Origin of the sequence: Paenibacillus whitsoniae (genome assembly GCF_003955665.1) — a bacterium.
GTDB classification, from domain to species: Bacteria; Bacillota; Bacilli; order Paenibacillales; family NBRC-103111; genus Paenibacillus_E; species Paenibacillus_E whitsoniae.
Window position 1 is genome coordinate 1 of the sequence record NZ_RXHU01000096.1, and the last position, 17,189, is coordinate 17,189.

Here is a 17,189-nt window from a genome sequence, read left to right on the forward strand (position 1 = left end):
CTTCGCGCAGGTGCGTAACGAAATGGATATGCTCCGGGAAGGAGGTAAAATGGTTCGTTTTATTGAGCGTATGGCTGTGAATGACCGCCGGATATTGCTCCTCTTTGACGCCCTCGAAACGCTTCGCAATCTTCGTCACGAACGAATAATCCAGGAAGCGCATCAGGCTTGAGAACGGCTCGCGAAAAATGAAAAGCCCCGGCTCCAGCACTTTAATCGCTTTGCGCTCCACCAGTTCGGCGATGATGTCGCCTTCGTACGGCGTGTCGACCTTATGCTCGAACAGGACGTTCTCCTTAAACCCGAAATCGCCGTGGGAGAACCGCTCGATCAAACGCTCCACCCGCGCCGTAATGCCTTCGTTGCCATTCGGCGAGTTGTGCGTAATCACGATATGGCCGTCGACCAACGCGATGTCCTGAATATGCTCATCCGCAAACGCAGATGCGTATTTCACTTGTCCATGCTGGCTTTCGGCCAGGCCCGCCAGGGAGATTTTGCATGTCATCATGGCTTTCGTTACCTCGCTGTCTTCTTGGAAATAAATTCGGCGATTTCATTCACCGTGTTCATCGGATACAGCATCAAATCCTGGTTCGTCACTTGAATGCCGTACGTCTTCTCGATATGGGCGATCAGCGCCGTCGCGCCAATGGAGTCGATAAAACCATAATCGAACAAATGCACATCCACGCCGAAATCGTCATCGTCCTCGGCAATTTCATAGCGCTCGCGAATGTGCTGCTCCAGCTGCGTTACTAAATCTTCATAAGACATGGTAGAAAGCCTCCTGATTTGAAATGAAAAATGGAATCCCTGTTAAGCGGATTGGATGAAAGCCTCTAAGGGTGAGAAGCTCGAAGCTGCGAATTCAGAAACTTTGAACATCTGCAAACCGTATGTCGCAATCCATGAACCGTGAACGGCAAAGGGCGAATTGCGAACCGTAAATTGCGGACCGTAAACCGTAAACCGCACCCCTCGCAGCCCAAAAGCCTGCAAAAAAGCAGGAATTCTCTCCATTTTGGCGAGAATACGGGAAAAGCCTGCGAAAAAGCAGTTTTTCGCTTCACAGTTGCTCACAATCGGCCCCTTCCAGGGAAATTCCTGCTTATTTGCAGGAATTCCTTAGAATCGGTGGGAAAATCGGTGAAAAGCCTGCCTTTTTGCAGCTTTTTTTGAGTCATACCATTGCCGCTGGGCGATACGCCTCTTGTGACATGAGGAGAGAGCGTCCAATCCATGCACGTAGTGCAACCTTAATTCACCGGTTGAAAAGAAATCGTCGTCACATCTCCGTACCGGGTAATCGTGTACGTTTTCGTGGCTGCGTCATAGTCGACGGTGCCGCTGGAAGCGTCTATTTTCAGCTCGGTCGGGCTGTACAGCTTCACCTGCTGAAGGCCTGCTGCTTGAAGCGCCAACCGCGTTACACCGCCGTCCTTAACAAGGCTGTACGGCACGTTCGAACGAACCAAGTGGAACCTGTCCTCGTTCGGCCCGATGTGCAGCGCTGTCGCCTTCGGCAGGCCGACATACAGCTTATTCTCGCTGCTCGTGTAGATGTCGGCGTCATTCTGGATCGCGTAGAGCGCGAGGCGCTCGCCTTTTTCCACGACAACGCCGAGTGCGTCAGCATAGCCTTCAGCTAAGGCGGGAACGCCCGTTGTCTTCGGCGTCAACGTCGCGTGGAAATGGGGGCTGCCGCCACCCAATCGATCCTTGAGCCTGTCCCACAGATAGGACGCCCAAGATTGGGAAATCGTGACCTCGCCTCGCAGCGCCGTAAGGAACGACATGGCCATTTGCGTCTCGGTCATAAAATTATAGTCATGCTTCGTGCGAAGCTTGTCAAAGTAGTCGGCGAAAACTTTGAGGTCCGCCACCTTGGTCGGCACAGGGAAATGGTACTCTATATGCTCGAAATAATCGATCGGCATATCCAGCTTCACCATCGACTCAAACACGTCCGTCGTCGCATAGTCGCCCTGGCGCAGCACCGGTGTCGGCGCATGAATCAGCATCGTTTTATCCGTCCTGCCTTGCTCGTCCTGCAAAAGAAACGGCAGCGACCAAATGTTCTCCGGCCGGGAAATGACCGGCGATTCGGGCGGCAGGAAGCCGAAGTTGTACCACACGTCTTGCTCGTTTTCCGTGCGCAGCGTCTGGTCGTGGTCCTGGTTGTTCAGGCGCCACGTATGCTGGTTCGTGCCCGGATGCACCCAAGGAATGCCCAGCTTGTCGAAAGCCTGCTTGTGCAGGGCAAATTCCGTCTGCTCTTCCTCGGTGCTCTTAAAATTATGCACAAAGAAGTGCGGATTTAACTGTAAATGATTCTCTTTCGCGTAATCGATAAATGCCTTCAGCTCCGCCTGATAAGGGAACTTTGGATTATCAATGGCGACCGGCGAGCCGAACTCGATGCCGCCGACGATCAGATCGTCCCGACCGTCGTGGTTCAGATCGAGCCAGAGCGGAACGGAGTAATGACCGGCAATCAGGGCGTGGTTGCCCACCTGATTGAGCGTCGCTCCCGTGAGGGGACCCTGGGCCTTCCAGCCGCCGCGGGCGTCCTGGAGGAACACCTGCAGGTCCCCTTCGTTGCTGCCGACCACAAGATCCGGTCGGCCGTCGCCGTTCATGTCGCGCGCCGCGGGGGCCGCGTGCGTCGCTTGGTTGGGCAGCGTAACAATTACGCTGCCTGCTGTTAAGTCAAGGGCCGCTGCGCTGCGGCCCTTGTAGAGCCACACTCGTCCGTCGGAACCGCCGAGGACGAGGTCGAGCTTGCCGTCGCCGTCCATGTCGGCGACGTAAGGCGCTGCAGGCCCGCCGGGCAGCTGCAGCGCCGTTCCGCCCGCGCGCACCGCCGCGGGCCGCGCGAACCTGCCGCCAGCGAGCTGCGGCAGCGTCCAAACCGCGCCGGACTCGTCGGAGACGACGAGGTCCGTGCGCCCGTCCCCGTTCACGTCGGCGGCGTGAACGGCGGTGTAAGGGCCGAGCTGGAGCGGCGTTCCGTCCTCCAGCAACACCTTAGCCGCTGCCGCGAATGTGTCGGGCAGCGCCAACCCCGGCGGCGGCGGCTCGCTCACGTACGCCGCCGCATCCCCACCTAGATTCGTGTACACATACACGAATCCATCCGAGCTGCCGGCAAGGAGGTCCACCTTGCCGTCGCCGTTCACATCCGCCGCGGCCGGGAACGCGCGGTACGGCTTCTCAATCGCGCTCGCGAGATCGCGATATTCCGGGAAGGCGGCCTGCCGGAGCGGCACGCCCCCCGCCATCACGTGCATCCCGCTCGCGTAGCCGGAGCCGGGCAGCTCGCCCGCGAACGACGGCTGCGCGTTCGTTCCCGTATTGAGCTGCACCGTCACGCTCTCGCGCCATTCCCCCCAATAGAAGGCGTTGCGGACAAGCGTGAACGAGGGAATCTCGTTGTACGTTTTGAGCAGCTCCGCCCAGGCGATGCCGTCTTTTTGCCCGATCGCCGGCATCGCTTCAAAATGGTTCTGAAACGCCATCGCCGGCCGCCCATATGGGCCGAGTACTTTGCGTACGCTGAACCCGAGGTTCTCTTTGGCCACGTAGGCTAGTAGTTCTGTGCGATACTGCTGATTCGCCGCCGCAAACGTAAAATCAAAATACGGCGCCAGCGGCATCGCTCTTTTATTAAAGTAAGTTGCTCCTGGAGTCGGTTTGTTCTCTTGCTGGTACTTCTGCGCCCATTTGGTGAAACCCAGCTTCTCATCCATGCCGCTCATCATGTCATAACCGGTTGCGAAGTAGCGATTCGGCAGGAAGTTACTCGAGATCAGCACAGCGCCTTTGCCGACGCGGTTGTGCAAAATCAGCGAAATCGGCTGCTGCGATTTGATGGGGACCGTCATTGCGACGACCGTCTGTCCCGTTGAGGGGACGAATCCGTAGCCCATCTGAAAACCAGGCATATTCGCCATCGACTGATGCTTGAGATAACTGTCGGTAAACAGCTGAAACGTTTGCTGAATGCCTTGGAGATTCACCGGCACCTGCGGAAAATGGAGCGTCTGTTTGTTCGCTGGATCAGCCGATAAGCTGGAGAGCGTCACATCCGTCAGGCTGACAAGGCTGGCTGCACCCAGAAAATCCACTGGAAACTTGTCTGCAAAGCTGTTATCGAGCAATAAATGCCCGCCTTGCTTCACAAACGCTTCGAACTGCTTGGCCAGTTCCGGCCATTTCGCATCCTGCGCAACCGCAGGGTCGAGGTAAAGCGCATCATAACGATTCAATTGGCGTTGGGATAACGATGCTGCATCGGACCGCTCAATTTCGACGCCAGCTTGCAAAGTCTCGTGAAAGTTATTGTACGCCGCGGTGTCATAATTCGTGCCGCTCGTGGCATACAGCAGCTTAGTTTCTTCTACTTTTGGCAAAAATAAGAGCAACAGAATGACTAGCACGCTGAGTACGGCGATGCCGCCGCCCAGCTGCAGCAATCTTTTTTTCGACAAATTCAAAAGGCTCTCCCTCGATTGTTAAAAAAATTGCAAATCCGCCTCGCAAAGCTTCACTATCCTAGCCATTATAGCATTCATGGGGGCGTTTGTTAACTTGTAAGAACCGCCGGATTGTCGGATATTGGCTTACTTTGCGGGGAGCTACACCCTAGCTTCCTGCCCAGTGTTTCTGTTAAACTAAACAAAGAAGACTTTGAGGGTCGATAATCTGGATTTATTATTGAAAGGATTTGCTGCCATGCGTACGATACGCAGAGAAGATATAGAATTGCTGGCGCCTGCGGGCGACTGGGACTGTTTGCGAGCGGCGGTTGCCAATGGGGCGGATGCCGTATTTTTTGGTGTGGAGAAATTTAATGCGCGGGCTCGTGCGCACAACTTTACGATGGCGGAGCTGCCGGACATTATGTCGTTCCTTCATCTATATGGCGTGCAGGGCTTCCTGACGTTCAACATTCTCGTATTTGAAGAGGAGCTTTCCGAAGCGAAAGAGCTGATCGAGGCTTGCGTAAATGCGGGCGTGGATGCCGTGATCGTACAGGATTTGGGCTTGGTTAAAATGATTCGCGAAATCTCCCCGGATTTCCCGATTCACGGTTCGACGCAGATGACAATTACGTCTCCGGAGGCGGTGGAGTTCACGAAGCCGTTCGACATCGAGCGCGTCGTGCTCGGCCGAGAGAATAACTTGAAGCAAATCAAGCAGATCGGCGACCAGGCGAAGCTCCCGATGGAAGTGTTTGTGCACGGGGCGCTATGCGTATCCTATTCGGGTCAGTGCCTCACGTCCGAAATGTGGGGCGGCCGCTCCGCGAACCGCGGCGAATGCGCGCAGGCATGCCGCTTGCCGTATGATCTCATGGTTGACGGCGTACACAAGCCGATGGGCGATGTGACGTATTTGCTGTCGCCGAAAGATTTGGCGGCGATTGAAATCGTGCCGGAGCTGATCGAGGCGGGCGTCCGTTCTTTCAAAATCGAAGGGCGCTTGAAGACGCCGGAGTATGTCGCCAACGTCGTGAGCAAGTACCGGAAGGCGATCGACCGGTATTTTGACGGGGAGGACGCTCGGCCTTCCCGTGAGGAAGTGCGCGAGCTGCAGCAAAGCTTCTCGCGCGGGTTTACCGTTGGGTTCCTGAAAGGAACCAACAATAAGCAGTTGGTCGACGGCACGTTTCCGAAAAGCCGCGGGGTGTTTGTCGGCCGCGTGAAGCAGATTCTGCGCGACGCCGTGATCTGTGAGCTGGAAGCGCCGCTGAAGCGCGGGGATGGCTTGGTGTTTGATGCGGGCGACCCGACGAAGAAGGAAGAGGGCGGGCGTATTTATGACCTGCGCCGCAAAGGCGAGAAGCTGGAAGGCGAAGCGGAGGGCGGCATCATTGAGATTGTGATGGGCCGCAACGATGTGGACCTGAGCCGTCTCCATGTCGGCGACCGGATTTGGAAAACGAACGATCCCGCGCTGGACAAGCGCCTTCGCCAAACGTTCGAGACTGACAGGCCGTACCGGACGTTCCCGGTACGTGTGGCGGTTAGCGGCAAGGAAGGCGAGCCGCTTCGCAGTTGGTGGACCGACCTGCGCGCCGGCCACACGGTGTTCGTGCAGTCCGAGCTGCCGCTCGTGCGCGCGGAGAAGCGGCCGATGGACGAACAGCTCTTTACCGAGCAGTTCGGTCGTCTGGGCGGCACGATTTTTGAACTCGCGGAACTGGACGTTACGCTCGCTGGCGAGCTGATCGTGCCGATGCGCGAATTGAACGCGATGCGCCGTTCGGCTGTCGAACTGCTGGAGGACGAGCGCCAGCGGCCTCGTCCCTATATCAAGCGCGAAGTCGGCGCCTATGATGATGTTCCTGCATCTGCGGCTGCGGTCGCCTTTGGCGACGAATTACCGGAGGTCACGTCGGCTGATCGCAGCGACGTGGAGCTGACCGCTCTGTGCCGCAACCTGGATCAGGTGCTGGCGGTGCTGGAGACGACGGATGTCCAGTTGATCTACGCGGACTTTGAATTTATCAAGCAGTTCCCTGCGGCGGTGGAAGCCGTTCATGCGGCCGGTCGCAAGATCGCGCTGGTGACGCCGCGCATTCATATGCCGGGGGAGACGGGCTATTTTAACAATATCTTAAAATTGAAGCCGGACGCTGTACTCATCCGCAACACGGGCGCAGCGTACTTCTTCCTGAAGCACCGCTTGGAAAACCCGGAAGCGCCGCAGCCGCAGCTCATCGGCGACTTCTCTTTGAACATCGCGAACCACAAGACGGTGTCGCTGTTTCTCGAAACGGGCCTGTCGAAGCTGACGCCTTCGTACGATTTGAATATTCAGCAGATGGTCGACTTGCTGCGCCGGACGGACACGTCCAAGCTGGAAGTCGTCATTCATCAGCATATGCCGATGTTCCACACGGAGCACTGCGTATACTGCACGTTCCTGAGCGAAGGCACCGACTACACGAACTGCGGCCGGCCGTGCGAAGACCATCGCGCGTCCTTGCAGGACCGCGTGGGCATGTCCCATCCGGTACGTGTCGACGAGGGCTGCCGCAACACGGTTTATAACGCCATCGACCAGTCGGGTGCGGAGTATTTGAATCATTTTATGGAGCTGGGCATTCGCTCGTTCCGTGTTGAGTTCCTGGAAGAATCGCCGGAGAAAGTACGCGAGATTCTGAGCTTGTACCGTCGCGCGATCGATGGGGAAATTAACGGCACGCAAGTGTGGCGTTCGCTGAAAGCGACGAATCAACTGGGCGTGACCAAAGGAACGCTAGTTAAATAAGATCGGCGTTACAACAAGGCTTGCAAGAAATTGCAGGCTTTTTTGGCGTTTTAGCCGAAAAGATTGAACGAACTAAGAGGGTCTAGACCTAGTTAAGTCAGTAAAAACACGCGTTTTAACGGTAATTAAGAGGGGCCAGCCCATCTTAGGTTCCTTCAAATGGCAGAAATCTCGCCTTTTGGGGTCTGCTAAGGGGGGCTTGCCCTAGTTAAGCCGGCGAAAATAGACTTTTTTGCTGATCTAGGAGGGAATAGACCCTCTTAGGTTTAAGCTTCCCTTACAACCCTCCTCACCAACTCCTGTTCGTTCACAATTTAGACACAATTTTTTAATCTATTTTTCAGATTCGCTTAATGTTGGTTTATTGTTCCTTCAGTATAGTGATGATGGTTAATAATGTACGACTAAAAGGGGGATCTTGGATGCTTGAGGTCAAACAAGTCAGCAAGCTGTACGAAAACGATCGCGGCGTGCACGGCATCGATTTCTCGATGCAGCGCGGCGAAATCGTCGGTTTCTTAGGGCCGAACGGCGCTGGCAAAACAACGACCATGCGTATGATTACGGGCTATTTAAACCCGACGCACGGGCAAATCATCGTAGACGGCCATTCGATGGCCGATAACCCGAAGAAGGCGCGCCGCAAAATCGGCTACCTGCCGGAGACACCGCCGCTTTACCCTGAAATGACGGTGCAATCGTATTTGCGCTTCATCGCCAATCTGCGGGACGTACCTGCCCGTGAGCAAAAGCTGGCCGTCAGCGAGGCGATCGCCAAGCTGGGGCTGCAAGGTCGCGAGAAGCAGATTATTCGCTCGCTGTCCAAAGGCTACAAGCAGCGCGTCGGACTCGCGCAAGCGATTTTGCACAAGCCGGATCTGCTGGTATTGGACGAGCCTACGTCCGGCCTCGATCCGAAGCAGATCATCGAGATTCGCCAGCTCATACACGAGCTGGGCGAGAACCACACGGTGCTGCTGAGCACGCACATTTTGCCGGAAATCAACGCGATTTGTAACCGCGTTCTTATTATCAACCAAGGCCGCGTCGTCCTCGACGAGCGTCCGGAGAATCTCGGCCGCACGATGGGGGAGACGTTCGAGGTGTCCCTCGAAGTCAAGGGACCGCGCGAGCGGGTCTTGTCCGAGCTGCGCAGCCTGCCGGTCGTCGGCGAGGTCAAGCTGCTCGACGCCGCGCCAGCCGAGGAGCAGCTCCAGCTGCATGCGGCGAGCGACACATCGGCAGCGTTGGCTGCTGAAGCGCCCGAAATTGCCGAGGCGGAGGAAGAATCCGCCGAACCTACACGCGCAAATTCGGCCACGCCAGCCTCATCCGCTTCAGAATCCGTGAAGCTGCTCGTCACGTCCGCAGACCGCACCGACATCCGCGAAGCGGTGTTCTTCCAGCTGGCGAAAGCGGGCTATCCGATTTTGGAAATGAAGAAGGAAAGCCTCAGCCTGGAAGATATCTTCCTCAAGCTGACGACCGACGAAGAGGGGGCGGAGACCGATGCGTAGAATTTGGGCCATCTGCTCGAAAGAGCTGCAAATGTATTTCTTCTCGCCGATCGCTTACGTGGCGTTCGCGTTCTATGTGCTGCTCTCGAGCTTTTTCTTTTATATTAACTTCGTCGTCGGCCAGCCGCCGATTGTCGATGCGCGCTCGATCGTAGGCAACACGTCGTTCGTGTACCTATTTATCATTCCGCTGCTCACGATGCGATTGGTCGCTGACGAGTTCCGTCAAGGCACGGATGAGCTACTCCTGACGTCGCCGACGGGGATCGGCGAAATCGTGCTGGGCAAATATTTGTCCACGTTTATCGTGCAGGTCGGTTTAGTGGCCGTCAGCTTGATTTATCCGCTGATTATGTCTGCTTTTGGCACGCTGGATAAGCCGGTCACATGGCTGTCTTACCTCGGCATGTTCCTGCTCGGCTGTGCGATGATGGCGATCGGCTTGTTCGCGTCCTCCTTGTCGAACAACCAGATGGTCGCGGGCATTGCGGCATTTGTCATCTTGCTCCTGCTCTGGCTGCTCGATTGGGTCAGCTCCAGTATGACTGGCAAGCTGAAAGACTATGTCGGCCAATTCTCGCTGACCAGCCACATGGGCAATTTGCAGAAAGGCGTGCTGCATGGCGGGGATATTGTGTTTTATGTCACCCTGGCGGCCCTTTTCCTTGTCCTGAGCATTCAAATCCTTGAAAGAAAGCGTTGGAGGTGAGCAGGATGAACAAATGGATACGGGGAACGAACGCAACGGTTCTATCGATCGCCGCGATCGGCATTTTCATCATTCTGACGATCTTCCTGCACTCACTGAAAGGCTTTCAGGTCGATCTGACGAAGAACAAGAATTTCACACTTTCCGAACAAACGACATCCACGCTGAAAAGCCTGGATCAAAATATTCACGTCATCTCCTTCACGAACAGCGGCGACGGCAACGATTTTATTACGCGTCAAGTTTCCGACATGATTCAGGAGTATAAGAAGCAAAGCTCTAAAATCACGTACGATGAGTATGACATGCTCAAGCAGCCTTCCATGGCGAAGCAGTACGGCGTGGATCAAGGCGGCACGATCGTATTCGAAATTGGGGATAAAAAGCAAAGCATCAACTACTACGAGCTGTTCACGGGCCAGCAGGATGGTTCTTACACGTTCTCCGGCGAGGAAAAGTTTACGCAAGCGATCAAATCGCTGACATCGACAGAGAAACATACCGTGTACATGTTGTCCGGGCATAACGAGTATCCGGCCAATGCGCTCGGTGCGTTCCGCAGTGCGCTGACAGCCGCGAACTACAATATCAAGGATTTGAACCTGTATGTCGAAGGCAAAATCCCGGACGACGCGAATATGCTGATGATCCTTGGGCCGGAGAACGACCTGAGCGACAAGGAAGCGACACTCATTCAAGACTACTTGAAGGGCAAAGGTAAAATCTATATCGCCCTCGGCTTTAACAAAGACATGGCGACCAAGTGGAAAAACCTAGACGCCATCATGCAAACGTTCGGCATTCAGGATCAGCACGCCGTGGCGATTGAACCGAAGCAGACGTCGCTGTACGATCCGCTCACGATCATTCCGGACTACGGCTCACATGATATTACGAGCAAGCTGTCCAGCAACAACCTCGTGACGATGCTTCGTCTGGCCGTGAGCTTGAACGCCGATGACAGCGCAGCGGATTACACCAAATCCTTGCTGCTGAAATCTACCGACAAAGCTTACGGTGAAACTGACATCAATCTGCTTGCGCAAAGCAAAACGAAGCAGGATGCGGCGGACGTCAAAGGCCCGCTTAACCTTGGCTACGCCATTGCGGACAAGGACAACAAGCCGAAAGCCGTCATTTTGGGCGGATCGACGTTTGTGTTGGATCAAGATATTCAAACGCAAGGTAATAAAGATTTTGCACTCAACAGCATCGGCTGGCTGCAAGAGCAGAAGGATCAGATCACCATTCGCCCTCGCCAAGGCGATGCTTATCAGCAAGCCATGATTACGCCGAGTCAAGCGAATACGATCTTCCTCACGACCATCGTGTTCTTACCGCTCCTGTTCCTAGTCATCGGCGGCCTGATCTGGTGGAGGAGGAGAAGAGGATGAAGCGGTTTATTCCAACGATTATTTTAGTCGTGCTTTGCATCGGCGGCTTTTGGTACGCGTCGAGCAAAGATTTCTTCCAGGAGAAGAAAGAGGAGCCGAAATCGCTTGTCGCGCTAAAGCAAGAAGAGGTGCAGTCGCTGTCCGTGAAGACGGAGGCGGCGCAAATTGAATTGAACCGTGCGGCCAGCGGCTGGGACATGAAAACCCCGGCGGCTGCGCCGATCAACAGCAACCAGGTAGACAGCTGGCTCGACAGCTTCGGGTTGGTGACGTCCGAGAAAGTGGTCGAGGATCAGCCGTCCAATTTGGCGGAATATGGGCTGGATAAGCCGGTCAGCACGTTTGAAGTGACGCTGAAAGACGGCACGAAGAAAGGTATTCTGGTCGGAACCGCGCTGCCGATCCAGGGCTACTCTTACGCGCAGGTCGAGGGCCAGCAGGCCGTCTACCAGGTGAGTGACCAGACGCTAAGCTCCCTTGCTAAAGCGCCGGTTGATTTTGCCGAGACGAGTCCGATCAAGCTGGAAAGCGATAAAGTCCAGAGTGTGAAGGTGACTTGGAAAGGTCAAACGTACACCCTGACGAAGACGGACAAGGATAAAGTGGCGGCAGAAGCGAATTGGAAGCTCGGCGATAAGGACACAAAAGGTTCGGACGCCAACCCGCTGCTCGATGATTTGGTTTTCCTTCATACAGCGGAGATGCCGCAGCCTGTGGCGCAGAAGCCGACATCCGGCGGCGAGCTCAAAATCGAGATTGCGTCGTCCGCAGATGGGAAAGATACGACAGAGGTTTACGAAGGCAAAACTAGCGGGGATGCTGTCTGGCTTGCCAAGCAAGGCGGACAATGGGCCTACTCGCTGACGAATGAAGATATTCAGAAACTGGCGGATGCGTATGCAGGCAAAACGGCGCAGCCTGCCTCTTAATCCAAGAACTGCCTCCTTTCGCGATGATGCGGAAGCGGGGCAGTTTTTTTATCGTAAACGACATAAATCGGCATAATTTGGGAAAACTAACAAATAGGAAAGGAGGTCATTTCACATGTACAACAACTTCAGCAGCGAGCAAATTTCCGGCAAAGAGCTCTCGTACCTCACTGATACATTCAAAAATGAAGAACTGATGGCTAAGCTTTGCGTACAAGCGGCCGTTCACTGCCAGAGCCCTTCTCTCAAGCACACGATGACACAGCTTGCTCAGGAACGTCTGCAGCATATGAGCATCCTGACGAACGCTTTACAGCAGCAATCCGGTTTAACCCACTAATGACAATGTAACGGGAGGTGCCAGGCACATGTATCAAAATCAATCGTTTTCGCAGCAAATAGAGGAAAGCCAGCTGGATTTTCAAGATGAGGACTATGCAGATTTCGTCCTTAATGAATTAAAACGCAGTGCGCGTGAATACGCGACTGCCGCACTTGAAGCAGCGAATCCGCAAATTCGCCAAACGTTCCAGAACCTGCTTCAGCGCACGCTAGAGGATCAGGCGACCGTGTTCCAGGAAATCCAGAAACTCGGCGGCTATCAGATTCAGCAGGCTTCGCAGGAGCAGATTTTAGAAGAATTGCAGAAGCAGAGCCAGAAGGCATCCAAGCTGCAATCCTTCGTGCAGCAGCAGACGAGCGTGAACAACGCTTCTACGGAGCGCAGCACCGTTGCGCAGGCCCGCAGCATGCAGCAGTCCTATGCGGCGAACAGCCAGCTTTCACAACGAATTGGTCAGGAAGCTGAGCAGTCCTATACGTATGTGCCAGAGCAGAACATGACAGAGGATTCTTCGTCCTCTATGCTGCACACGAGCGGAGCCTCCGTCATGCACCAGAACCAAAATCAAAACCAGCATCAGAATCAACCGTATCAGCAGCAATCCCAAAATCGCATGCAGGCGATGGGCCAAGCGCAGATTCAACCGATGCTCAGCACCTCGCAGTACCCAAACGCGACTCACCAAAGCAGCCTGCAGCAGGGTTTTTCGCAGGGACAGTCGCAAACTCATGCGAATACCCAGGCTCACACGAACACTACTTCGTACACGCAGCCTACTAGCTACGGATCGACCACGGGGTCCTTCGGGCGCGAGCAAAACGGATATGCCGCTGCTCCGCAAGGCAGCTCGGACGCTCAGATGGGACGCGGCCCCAGTGCCCGAATCGTTTCCCGTACGCAGCCGGGTATGCAGGCGCAGGGCAGAACAGATAATCAATACACAACCCGCCAGCAGCCTGGCGGCAGATACAGTTTCTAATCTACACGCGAATACGCCCTTGCCGATCTGGCAGGGGCTTTTTGCATGTCTTGAGTTTTGTCCCTCTTTTTTCGGAATTCAGGTATGGAACCAGCTTGGCTTACATATATGTGGAACATGGGATGTCCAAACCTAGGAGGGAGTTATGAGAATGAAAAAAACGTGGGTATATGGTGCGGCAACTTTAGTAGTGCTGGGCGCGTTGACGACAGCTTGTGGATCCAAAGATGAGGTCATCACGACGACGGCAGGGGGCGCAAAGGTGACGACCCAAACCGTATCGCAGGGTACAATCGGTGCAACGAAAACCGCAGCGACAACTGCAAAGCCGGTGCTCGACGCCAGCTACAAAGTGGACGGCAAGAACGTCACGATTACGTATCAGACGACCAACTTTAAGCTATCGGAAGAAGATATGAATAAAGCCAATGTGCCGGGCGAAGGACATCTTCACGTCTATGTGGACGGCAAGCAGAAAGGCATGATCGGGAAAACAGGGCCGCTCACGCTCACGAACCTGGCCGCCGGCTCGCATGAAATCAAGCTTGAGCTTCAGCAGAACGACCATAAAGAGCTCAATGTGGAGAAAATTTTGAATGTCACAGTCAAATAGCGAATATTTGTTCGTATTGGCCGAATTCCGCTGTGTGCGGATGTGAGGTCAACCTACGTACATTTTCCTTGAGAAGGCGGGCACTGAGCCCGTCTTTTCGCATTTGACGGAAGCGGCGCAAACCGCTACGGTTGCTATATGGAGGCATACGCCGGACGGCCTTGCCAAAGGCTGTTTTCATCGTTTGACACACCTGAGCGGGTAGCATAGACTGTTGATAGTATGGCGTAATTGCCGCCTAATCGGAGGGAAACCATTGATCGTCGATATACGCAAGTGGAAGCATGTTTTTAAGCTGGACCCGGACAAAGACATCTCGGATGAAGCGTTGGATCGGCTCTGTTCATCGGGCACGGACGCGATCATGGTCGGAGGTTCGTCCGGCGTGACGTTTGACAATACGGTGGATTTACTGTCGCGCATTCGCCAATATGAAGTGCCGTGCGTGCTGGAAATTTCAAATCAGGAAGCGATTGTGCCAGGTTTTGACCTGTTCCTCGTTCCCGTTGCCCTGAACAGTCGGGACGCGAAATGGATCGTCGGCCAGCATCAAGAAGCGCTCAAAGAATACGGCGCCATGTTGAATTGGGATGAGCTGGTGGCAGAGGGTTACATTATTTTGAATCCCGAGGCCACGGCAGCGCAAGTAACGTCGGCACAAACGGAGCTCGATGCGAAGGACGTCATGGCCTATGCGCGCATGGCGGACAAGCTGTTTCATATGCCGATCGTGTATCTCGAATACAGCGGCACCTTTGGCGATATGGCGCTCGTGCGCAGAACGCGCGGGGTGCTGGAGCAAGCCCGCTTATTCTATGGCGGCGGTATTGACAGCCTGGAGAAGGCGCAGCAAGCGGCGGAAGCGGCCGATACGATCGTCGTTGGGAATATCGTGTATATGGATTTGGAGCAAGCGCTGCAAACAGTGCACGCGAAAAATGGATAGAATAGGAAGGTAACGCAAACCTATGAATGAAAGTGTAAATATTTTAGAAGCGATCAAGAAACTGAATCCCCAGCAGCGCAAAGCCGTCGAGACCGTCGAAGGGCCGCTGCTGATCATGGCAGGAGCGGGAAGCGGCAAGACGCGCGTGCTGACGCATCGGATTGCGTATCTGATCGGCACGCGCAAGGCAGCCCCGTGGAACATTTTGGCGCTGACGTTTACGAATAAAGCGGCGAGAGAGATGCAGGAGCGGGTGGGCAAGCTGGTCGGCGGAAGCGGGGCCGATATATGGGTGTCCACATTCCACTCCATGTGCGTGCGTATGCTCCGCAGGGACATTGGCCGCATCGGCTTTACCTCCAATTTTACAATTCTGGACTCCGGCGATCAGTTGTCGGTCATCAAGGCGTGCTGCAAGGAGCTCAACATCGATACGAAGAAATTTGAGCCGAAGACGTTCCAGGCAGCGATCTCCACAGCCAAGAATGAGCTGGTGACGCCCAAGCAGTTTGAGGACAAGATTGGCGATTATTTTGACGGCCTGACCTCGAAAATCTACACGCTTTATCAGAAAAAGCTGAGAGCCAACAACTCTTTGGATTTTGACGACTTGATTATGACGACGATTCAGCTCTTCAAAGAAGAGCCGGAAGTGCTCAAACATTACCAGGACAAGTTCCAATATATTCACGTGGACGAGTATCAAGATACGAACCGTGCGCAATATATGCTGTGTCAGATGATTGCGGCGAAGCATAAGCGCATTTGCGTCGTCGGCGACAGCGACCAGTCCATTTACCGTTGGCGGGGCGCGGATATTACGAACATTTTGAACTTTGAGGAAGATTACCCGGACGCCACGACGATCCTGTTGGAGCAGAATTATCGCTCCACGTCGAACATTTTGCAGGCGGCGAACAAAGTCATTGCCAACAACACCGGCCGCAAGCCGAAGAACCTTTGGACCGACAAAGAAGGCGGCGCCGGCATCAAAGTGTATCAGGCGGATTCGGAGTATGAAGAAGGGTACTTCATCACGAACGAAATTAATAAGAATAAAGCGAACGGTCGAAAATTCGGCCAGCACGCCATTCTGTACCGCACGAATGCACAGTCCCGGGTGATCGAGGAAATTTTGATCAAATCGGATATTGCGTACACCATCGTCGGCGGCGTGAAGTTCTATGATCGCAAAGAGATCAAGGATATTTTGGCGTATTTGCGCCTCATTTCCAACCCGAACGACGACATCTCCTTAACGCGGATTGTCAATGTGCCGAAGCGGGGCATCGGGGATACGACGATGGACAAAGTGGCCGACATGGCGGCGCGGCGCGGCATCTCGCTGTTTCAGATGCTGGAGATGGTGGACTCCCTCGAGATCAATGGCAAAGCGAAGCATGCGCTGACGGACTTCCGCGAGATGATCGACAACCTGTACCGGATGGTGGACTATCTGTCCGTGACAGAATTGACGGAGAAGGTGCTGGAGATGTCCCAGTACCGCCTGGAGCTTGAGCGCGAGAACACGATTGAATCGAAGGCTCGTCTCGAAAATATCGATGAGTTCCTGTCCGTGACGCAGGACTTCGAGAAGCGCAACGATGACAAGTCGCTCGTTTCCTTCCTGACCGATCTCGCGCTGATCGCGGACATCGATACGCTGGACAAAGACCAGCCCGAAGACGAGCAGGACGCCGTCGTGCTCATGACGATGCATAGTGCCAAAGGCCTCGAATTCCCGGTTGTCTTCATCATCGGGATGGAAGAGGGCGTTTTCCCGCACAGCCGGGCATTCTCCGACAACGAAGAGCTGGAAGAGGAACGCCGTCTGGCCTATGTCGGCATCACCCGCGCCGAGCAAGAGCTGTTCCTCACGTGCGCCCGGGTGCGCACGCTGTTCGGCCGCTCCGCCGCGAATGCGCCGTCCCGGTTCCTCAAGGAGATTCCGCCGGAACTCCTTGAAACCGTCAGCGCCGGCGGCGGGGGTTTCTCCCGAGCTGGGCGCGCCAGCTCGTCGTGGGGCGGCAGCGCCGCCAGTACGAGCCGCGGGCCATCCGCCGGCTCGTCGGCTTGGGGCAGTCCGTCCTCCTTCGGGGGACGGACCAGCCCGGCCGCGGCTGCGCCGATCCCTACGGCAGGCGGCGCACCGAAGCCGCCTGCGTTCCGGGCCCCGCAGCCTGCGGGCGGCGGCGCGGTGCCGGACTACAAAGCCGGCGACAAAGTGTCGCACGGCAAGTGGGGCGTCGGCACCGTCATATCCGCCAAAGGCTCGGGTGACGACACCGAGCTGCAAATCGCTTTTCCAGCGCCGGTGGGGCTCAAGCGCCTGCTGGCGAAATTCGCTCCGATCACGAAAGTGTAGGAAAGGAAGTTCAAAAAGTCGTCTTTTGATCACGAAGCAAACCAGGAAGCGGACTCGACATCGAATCTTGCGTTCAGCTTCGAAGGAAGGTAGCCATGTAGGTTTTGCCTACA

12 protein-coding genes and 1 pseudogene are annotated in these 17,189 nt (G+C 55.1%); 10 read left to right on the forward strand and 3 right to left on the reverse strand.

Going from position 1 to position 17,189, the window contains the following annotated elements; genetic code table 11:
• From EJQ19_RS27170 to EJQ19_RS27180, 3 genes and pseudogenes are all read right to left on the reverse strand, one after another.
• Positions 1–511, reverse strand: a pseudogene (locus tag EJQ19_RS27170) (class-II aminoacyl-tRNA synthetase family protein); the annotation flags it as partial.
• A gap of 8 nt (positions 512–519) precedes the next feature.
• Positions 520–777 carry an acyl carrier protein gene (locus tag EJQ19_RS27175; RefSeq protein WP_126144370.1) on the reverse strand — a complete coding sequence of 86 codons (258 nt, stop codon included), beginning with the start codon at positions 775–777 and terminating at the stop codon, positions 520–522.
• 482 nt (positions 778–1,259) lie between these two features.
• Complete coding sequence (locus tag EJQ19_RS27180) at positions 1,260–4,493, reverse strand: FG-GAP repeat domain-containing protein (RefSeq protein ID WP_126144371.1); 3,234 nt, start codon at positions 4,491–4,493, stop codon at positions 1,260–1,262.
• A 244-nt stretch (positions 4,494–4,737) separates the two neighbouring features.
• On the opposite strand from EJQ19_RS27180, the gene EJQ19_RS27185 reads away from it, so the two are divergent.
• The 10 genes from EJQ19_RS27185 (at position 4,738) to pcrA (ending at position 17,076) form a co-directional block, all read left to right on the forward strand.
• The gene (locus tag EJQ19_RS27185; RefSeq protein ID WP_126144372.1) at positions 4,738–7,281 is read left to right on the forward strand and encodes a U32 family peptidase; all 2,544 of its coding nucleotides are present in this window, start codon (positions 4,738–4,740) and stop codon (positions 7,279–7,281) included.
• 422 nt (positions 7,282–7,703) lie between these two features.
• On the forward strand, positions 7,704–8,798 hold the full coding sequence (locus EJQ19_RS27190; protein WP_126144373.1) for an ABC transporter ATP-binding protein: 1,095 nt from the start codon (positions 7,704–7,706) through the stop codon (positions 8,796–8,798).
• The gene (locus tag EJQ19_RS27195) at positions 8,791–9,507 is read left to right on the forward strand and encodes an ABC transporter permease subunit (RefSeq protein ID WP_126144374.1); all 717 of its coding nucleotides are present in this window, start codon (positions 8,791–8,793) and stop codon (positions 9,505–9,507) included. Before EJQ19_RS27190 ends, EJQ19_RS27195 begins: the two co-directional genes overlap by 8 nt.
• A 5-nt stretch (positions 9,508–9,512) precedes the next feature.
• Positions 9,513–10,901, forward strand: coding sequence for a GldG family protein (locus tag EJQ19_RS27200; RefSeq protein ID WP_126144375.1), 1,389 nt, complete (start codon positions 9,513–9,515; stop codon positions 10,899–10,901).
• On the forward strand, positions 10,898–11,830 hold the full coding sequence (locus EJQ19_RS27205; protein ID WP_126144376.1) for a DUF4340 domain-containing protein: 933 nt from the start codon (positions 10,898–10,900) through the stop codon (positions 11,828–11,830). The genes EJQ19_RS27200 and EJQ19_RS27205 overlap by 4 nt, the downstream gene beginning before the upstream one ends.
• Positions 11,831–11,945: 115 nt before the next feature.
• On the forward strand, positions 11,946–12,170 hold the full coding sequence (locus EJQ19_RS27210) for a hypothetical protein (protein ID WP_126144377.1): 225 nt from the start codon (positions 11,946–11,948) through the stop codon (positions 12,168–12,170).
• A gap of 28 nt (positions 12,171–12,198) precedes the next feature.
• Positions 12,199–13,152 carry a spore coat protein gene (locus tag EJQ19_RS27215; RefSeq protein WP_126144378.1) on the forward strand — a complete coding sequence of 318 codons (954 nt, stop codon included), beginning with the start codon at positions 12,199–12,201 and terminating at the stop codon, positions 13,150–13,152.
• Between the two features lie 145 nt (positions 13,153–13,297).
• Positions 13,298–13,765: a DUF6130 family protein gene (locus EJQ19_RS27220; protein WP_126144379.1), complete on the forward strand. Its 468-nt coding sequence runs from the start codon at positions 13,298–13,300 to the stop codon at positions 13,763–13,765.
• Positions 13,766–14,021: 256 nt separating this feature from the next.
• Positions 14,022–14,711: a heptaprenylglyceryl phosphate synthase gene (gene pcrB / locus EJQ19_RS27225; protein ID WP_126144380.1), complete on the forward strand. Its 690-nt coding sequence runs from the start codon at positions 14,022–14,024 to the stop codon at positions 14,709–14,711.
• A 22-nt stretch (positions 14,712–14,733) separates the two neighbouring features.
• Positions 14,734–17,076, forward strand: coding sequence for a DNA helicase PcrA (gene pcrA / locus EJQ19_RS27230; RefSeq protein WP_126144381.1), 2,343 nt, complete (start codon positions 14,734–14,736; stop codon positions 17,074–17,076).
• Positions 17,077–17,189 lie beyond the last annotated feature (113 nt).